6 protein-coding genes are annotated in these 6,453 nt (G+C 45.9%); 3 read left to right on the top strand and 3 right to left on the bottom strand.

Annotation, left to right across the window (positions count from 1 at the left end; genetic code table 11):
• Positions 1-127 precede the first annotated feature (127 nt).
• The 3 genes from mvaD to fni are packed head-to-tail and all read left to right on the top strand — an operon-like array spanning position 128 to position 3,150.
• Positions 128-1,081, top strand: coding sequence for a diphosphomevalonate decarboxylase (mvaD, locus tag ACW12G_RS05655; protein WP_455647474.1), 954 nt, complete (start codon positions 128-130; stop codon positions 1,079-1,081).
• Entirely contained in the window at positions 1,074-2,102 is a 1,029-nt protein-coding gene (locus ACW12G_RS05660) for a phosphomevalonate kinase (RefSeq protein WP_455647478.1), read from the top strand. The genes mvaD and ACW12G_RS05660 overlap by 8 nt, the downstream gene beginning before the upstream one ends.
• Entirely contained in the window at positions 2,095-3,150 is a 1,056-nt protein-coding gene (gene fni / locus ACW12G_RS05665) for a type 2 isopentenyl-diphosphate Delta-isomerase (protein ID WP_455647475.1), read from the top strand. The genes ACW12G_RS05660 and fni overlap by 8 nt, the downstream gene beginning before the upstream one ends.
• 21 nt (positions 3,151-3,171) lie before the next feature.
• Here the strand turns inward: fni and hpt are convergent, their stop codons facing one another.
• The 3 genes from hpt to ACW12G_RS05680 form a co-directional block, all read right to left on the bottom strand.
• The gene (gene hpt / locus ACW12G_RS05670) at positions 3,172-3,735 is read right to left on the bottom strand and encodes a hypoxanthine phosphoribosyltransferase (RefSeq protein WP_010000290.1); all 564 of its coding nucleotides are present in this window, start codon (positions 3,733-3,735) and stop codon (positions 3,172-3,174) included.
• The gene (purB, locus tag ACW12G_RS05675; protein WP_455647476.1) at positions 3,732-5,027 is read right to left on the bottom strand and encodes an adenylosuccinate lyase; all 1,296 of its coding nucleotides are present in this window, start codon (positions 5,025-5,027) and stop codon (positions 3,732-3,734) included. The genes hpt and purB overlap by 4 nt, the downstream gene beginning before the upstream one ends.
• A gap of 178 nt (positions 5,028-5,205) precedes the next feature.
• The gene (locus ACW12G_RS05680) at positions 5,206-6,423 is read right to left on the bottom strand and encodes an OFA family MFS transporter (RefSeq protein WP_455647477.1); all 1,218 of its coding nucleotides are present in this window, start codon (positions 6,421-6,423) and stop codon (positions 5,206-5,208) included.
• Positions 6,424-6,453: the final 30 nt, after the last annotated feature.

The raw sequence follows: 6,453 nt of genomic DNA on the forward strand, positions 1-6,453 counted from the left end.
CCATAGTACCATATTTAAATGGCACATTTTATTGCAAAATTTTGCCCCTGCCCACAGCTGCTCACCCCAGCTGTGGCTAAATTATGATAATATTAAGATAACTCAATTTTGGATAGAAAGAACGTTTATGACAACCACAGCAACTGCCCATACCAACATTGCCCTCATCAAATATTGGGGAAAAAAAGATCCGATTTTAAATCTACCAACCACGAGCTCGATTTCACTAACGCTCAATGAATTTTATACACGCACAACTGTGAGCCAAAATGCTTCAGCCGATGAATTACTGATCAATGGACAACCTTTTGATAGCCAACGTATCCACCGCTTCTTAGACATGCTACGCGATAATTTGGGCGACTTTGCCCCACTGACTGTTGCATCAGAAAATCATGTGCCAACCGGCGCGGGACTTGCATCCTCTGCCTCAGCTTTTGCGGCCTTAACTGGCGCAGTAACGCGTGAATTGGGACTCGAGCTCGATAACATGACGTTATCGCGTTTAGCCCGTCGGGGTTCTGGGTCCGCCTCACGCTCGTTTTATGGTCATTTTGCCATTTGGCATGAAGGTCATGATGATGCCTCATCATTTGCCGAAAGTTTGCATGCCCCCGACATGCCCATTGCCTTAGTGGTCGCAGAAGTCTCAACAGCCATGAAAAAGGTGGGGTCGACTGAAGGAATGCGGCGCGCGGCAACATCGCCTGATTATGCGACTTGGGTGCAAAATAGTGCGGCCCAATTGCGTGATATGCAAGCTGCCATTCAAGCCAGTGACATTGAAAAAATCGGCACGATTGCCGAAGCCAATGCCCTAGCGATGCATGATTTGAACCGAACAGCCCGCCTGGACCCGTTCACTTATTTTACCAATGACACAACCGACATTTTGACCTTGGTCGCTGACATGCGCCGTCAAGGATTACTAGCTTTTGCCACGCTTGATGCCGGCCCAAATGTTAAAATCATCACCACACAAGCACTCGCACCATTGATTGTGTACCAGTTACAAGCCGCTATGCCCGATCTTCACCTTGAAATCGCCACTAGCGGTGCAGGTATTCATTATGATGACTAAACGCTCAGTCCCCGGCAAACTCTTTTTAGCTGGCGAATATGCCATTACGGCACCTGGCCATACCGCAGTTATCGCGGCCACAGCGATGGGGCTAAACTTAACCGTGACCGATGCCCCTACCTCATCCGTCACGTCTAATAGTATTGCGACAGCTTGGCACTTTAACATGGCAGAGCCGATTACCGTTGGGCAAGATCACTGGCGTTATGTGCAAGCCGCCATTAAAATGCTTCAAGACTATACCCAATTTAAAACGACTTTACCAACGCTATCAGACGTTAACATCACCATCGAAAGTGATTTAAACGGACCATATGGCAAACTGGGGCTCGGTTCTTCTGCAGCTGTTGTCGTTGGGATTATTGACGCCCTTGATGCCCATTTTTCACTGCATTTACCACGCCTAACCCGCTTTAAGCTGGCTGGTTTGGCCCACTATTTCGTGCAAAAAAATGGTTCCCTAGGTGACATTGCCTCCATTACATACGGCGGCGTAATCGCCTATCAAAGTCCGGATTTAACCCAAGTGATCGGTACAGCACGACAGTGGCCAACGCCTGAAGCGATTGACCGTGACTGGCCAGATCTCAACATTACCCCCTTACCTTGGCCAAGCCACTGGCGCTTATTACTCGGCGCTACCCATGAATCAGCTGATACCAAGTCAGCCATTCATCAACTCGACCTTAACGCTACTTTCTTGACGCAGAGTCAACAAGCCGTCTATCGCGTTATTCAAGCCTTAACGACACATGACTATTCCCAATTAGTTCAGGCACTCCAAGCAAATCAAAACTTACTGCAAACATACTTGCCAGCAGGTTACGTGACGCCAAAGCTTGCCCATTTCCTCACCAGCTTAAATCAAGTTGCCGGAAAAATTAGTGGTGCCGGTTATGGCGACAATGGGTTTGCCGTAGTCACTGATGAGGCCGAAACACTCATCAAAGTTTGGCAGGCGGGCGGTGTTGATCCCCTATTTATGACGATTTTTCCCGAAAACGAGGTGCACTATGACTGAATCCGCACAAGCCCATCGCAAAAATGAACACTTATCTCTTGGTGTCAAACTTTGGCGGCAACAAGAAAATAACCCCATTGGCGCAACTTTTGCCGATGTTCGCTGGTTACCAGCCACTTTCCCTGAAATGGCGGTCGCCGAAGCGGATGTTCACACAACATTGTTTAATCATACGTTCGACTGGCCTTTTTATATTGAAGCCATGACAGGTGGCTCAAATTTGACGGGCCGGATCAACGGTCAACTCGCAAGCGTTGCCCAAAAAACTGGTTTAGCGATGGCCGTTGGCTCACAATCCATCGCACTCAAAGAACCGGAAGTCGCACAAACCTTTAAAATTGCCCGTGACATGCATCCTGATGGCTTTTTAATCGCGAATCTGGGTGCTGATCACCCCATTGCCCATGTTCGTGACGCCATTGACATGATCGATGCCAATGCCATCGAACTACATGTCAATGTGGCACAAGAATTAGTAATGGCTGAAGGCGATCGTGCTTTCTATTGGCTGGATAACTTAGCAACTGTCATTGCAAAGTCGCCGGTACCGGTCATTGTCAAAGAAGTTGGTTTTGGTATGAGTCAGCAGGCTTTTGACACCTTAAAGCAGTTACAACCGGCTGCTATTAATGTTGGCGGGGCTAATGGCACAAACTTTGCAATGATTGAACGACGACGTAATCGTCAGGCTGACAACTTTAATATTGACCAGTTTGGTTTATCAACCGTTGAAAGTTTACTGTCAGCACAATTGGCACAGAACACATTACCGGTGATTGCTACTGGTGGCATCGCGTCGGCTAATGACGTCATGACAAGCCTCATGCTAGGGGCAACGATGACATCCAGTGCGGGCTATATACTCAACACTTTAATGACGCATGGTGAAGCCGGCCTCATTGATGAAATTATCTCATGGCAACATGCGTTACCACGCCTCATGACCCTGCTTGGTGCACGTCACCTCTCAGAGCTACCATCAAAGCCACGGCTGTATGCCCCAAATCTACAAAACTTTATCAACCAAAGCAAAAACGCAACGCCTTAAGGCGTTGCGTTTTTAGTTTGATTACTTAATCAAATCAATTTTATCAAAATCAATAATGGCAATAACCGGCAAATTACGGAAGAAATTATTGTAATCCATGCCATAGCCAACTAAGAATTCATCGGGCACATCAAGACCAAAGTAATCAACGTCAAAGTCAACCACCCGAGCGGCCTTTTTATCAGCTAAGGCTACCGTCGTCACACTTGCGGCCCCTTTGAGTTCAAAATAGTTTTGCAACCATTGCATCGTCCGACCAGAATCAATAATTTCATCGACGATCACGACATCACGTCCTGTTAAATCCATGCTCACGTCATGGACCACTTTAACTTGGCCAGTTGAAGCAGCACCTGAATAACTTTTGACATCGACAAAGTCAAAGTCAACATCCAATGGCATTTTCCGGAGTAAATCTGTGGCAAAAATCACCCCACCCTTGAGGACTGCAATAAAAACTGGCCGCTTGTCATTATGCGCAAATTTACTGGTAAGTTCATTCGCCACACGTTGCACTTGTGCTTGAATATCTGTTTCCGTTGCTAAAACTGTCTTAATTGCTGGATGGTTAATTAGTGATGTCATGCCAAACCTACTCTCTTAAAAATTTCATCAACATGACGCAAGTGATAGTGATAATCAAACGCGTCATCAATTTGTGCTTTAGTCAAATGGGCAGTGATTGTTGGATCCGCATCAACCAAGTCACGGAACATCAATTGTTCATCCCATGAACGTGCTGTCAATGGTTGCACCGTATCATAGGCTTGTTCACGTGACAAGCCGGCATCAATTAAGCTCAACAACAAACGTTGTGAATAAATCAAACCGTAAGTGCGATCCATATTGTGACGCATTTTTTCAGGGAAGACACCCAAATTCTTCAAAATACCTGTTTGACGATTCAACATGTAATCCAATGTTGTCGTTGCATCAGGCAAAATAATGCGTTCGGCTGAAGAATGTGAAATATCGCGTTCATGCCACAATGTCACATCTTCAAGTGCTGTTACGGCATAGCCACGCAAGACACGTGCCAAACCAGTAATATTTTCATTACCAATTGGGTTACGCTTGTGTGGCATTGCTGAAGAACCCTTTTGTCCTTTAGCAAAGCCTTCTTCAACTTCATGAATTTCTGAGCGTTGCAATGAGCGAATTTCCGTTGCCAATTCTTCCATTTGTGTCCCAATCAACGCAATCGTTTGCACGTAATCAGCATGCAAATCACGTGGTAACACTTGTGACCCAATTGGTTGTGGCGTCAAGCCCAATTCCTTCATGGCCACGGCTTCGACATAAGGTGGCACATTGGCAAACGTGCCTACGGCACCAGATAACTTACCGGTTTCGACTTCAGCAGCCACCCGATCAAAACGTTCAATCGCGCGTGTTGCTGACGCATAGAAGCGCGCCATCTTCAACCCAAAAGTAGTTGGTTCGGCGTGCACACCGTGTGTGCGGCCCATCATGACAGTGTCTTTATACTTCAAGGCCAAATCTTTAATGGCTTCGCGCCATTCTTGCAAATCTTGTTTAATAATATCGTTGGCTTGGCGCAAACGTAATGCTTGCGCTGTATCAACAACATCGGTTGACGTTAAGCCATAGTGAATCCACTTACGTTCTTCGCCAAGTGATTCTGACACGTTACGGGTAAATGCCACTACATCATGGCGCGTTGATAACTCAGTCTCTGCAATGCGGTCAACGTCAAAAGTGGCGTTTTGACGGATTTTTTCCAAATCTTCTGCAGGAATGTGCCCCGCAGCGACCCAGCCGGCATCCACAGCAATTTCAACATCGAGCCAAGTTTGATATTGGTTTTGTATTGACCAAATATCACGAAGCGCTTGACGAGAATAACGTTCAATCATGTTTAAGATTCCTCTACTTCATTAGTGTTCTAGCTTTCAATTCAATTGTAACAGGTAAAACACGAGTTGCGTTCGTTATTTTATGAGGTTTATCTCACAAAGTCAACGAACAGTTAGTAAAATACGAACAATCACGTCGTTTATTTAAGACAAAACGAACGTTAGGATTGTAAGCGTTTTACTCGATAATGGTTTGCGTTGGTTTCACCACAAACGTGGCAATCCCCAAAGCCACCGCATATAAAATCGCAATGGCGATAAAGACATTTTGATACGGCATCCCCAAACCATGCACAATCAAACTCGCTAGTTGATTCCCCGATAAACCAGCCGCTGCCCACGCCGTTAAAGCCAGGCCGTGAATTTTTGAAATGGCATGCATGCCAAATCGATCCGCTAACAAAGGTGGTAAAGCTGAAAAACCACCACCATAACCGGCGTTAATCGCAAAAAATGTCGCCACAATCACGACCGGCATCACCACACTCTGATCTGGTAAGAAAAAGGCCAATAACGCCATTACCAATGACAGGATGAAAATCACTTGATAAATCGTATTGCGATCTTGTAAACGGTCTGAGAAGCTCGCAAACCCAATCCGACCCGCGGCGTTAAAAAAGGCTTCCACACTCACCACCACCGCAATTGCTGCTAGTGAAAAGGCCGCCGTCCCCGACGGGGTACGCAACCCAGCTAAAATATCTTTTTCTTGGGAAATAATCGCTAGTCCAGCGGTAATGTTTAAATAAAACATCAGCCAAATCCCCATAAAGTTGTGGTTCTTTAGTAATACCATAGGATTAAAACGCTGTTTGAGTGGCTTTTCTTGCCAATCAGCCGGCTTACGAATCAACCAAGCCCCCGTCAGCATCATCACGGCAAACACGCCACCCAAAATGACAAACATTTGCCAGAGACCAATCCGTAGTTGTAGTTCGATCATGACGGGTGAAAAAATCATCTTGGCCAAGCCAAAACCCGCCACTGCCAAGCCCGTGCCCAGCCCCTTATTTTCTTTAAACCATAACATCAAATTTTTGACTGGTGTTAAATACCCAATCCCTAACCCAATGCCCATGACCACGCCATAAAAGAGATAAATCCCGAGCAATGATTTTTGTTGAATACTGATGCCGGTGCCAATCATCCCCGCCACAAAAAAAATCGTCGCCAAGATGGCGGACTTTTTAATATCTTGTTCCACAAAATGCCCTAAAGCTGCTGCTGATAACCCTAAAAATAAGATTGCAATTGAAAAAGCCCACTCCACGTTGGCCACCGATGCCCCAATATCATCGGCAATCGCCTGCTTAAACACACTCCAAGCATAGACGGTCCCAATACTGCCATGAATCAATAACGCTGGCAATGCCGCCCGCAGCCATTTATTTTCCATTTATTCGTCTCCTCACGATTTATCTTATCA

It is taken from the genome of Leuconostoc sp. (genome assembly GCF_965300815.1).

Coding starts and splice junctions, on each gene's coding strand:
- mvaD (WP_455647474.1), top strand. CDS start 128: ATGACAACCACAGCAACTGCCCATACCAACATTGCCCTCATCAAATAT.
- ACW12G_RS05660 (WP_455647478.1), top strand. CDS start 1,074: ATGACTAAACGCTCAGTCCCCGGCAAACTCTTTTTAGCTGGCGAATAT.
- fni (WP_455647475.1), top strand. CDS start 2,095: ATGACTGAATCCGCACAAGCCCATCGCAAAAATGAACACTTATCTCTT.
- hpt (WP_010000290.1), bottom strand. CDS start 3,735: ATGACATCACTAATTAACCATCCAGCAATTAAGACAGTTTTAGCAACG.
- purB (WP_455647476.1), bottom strand. CDS start 5,027: ATGATTGAACGTTATTCTCGTCAAGCGCTTCGTGATATTTGGTCAATA.
- ACW12G_RS05680 (WP_455647477.1), bottom strand. CDS start 6,423: ATGGAAAATAAATGGCTGCGGGCGGCATTGCCAGCGTTATTGATTCAT.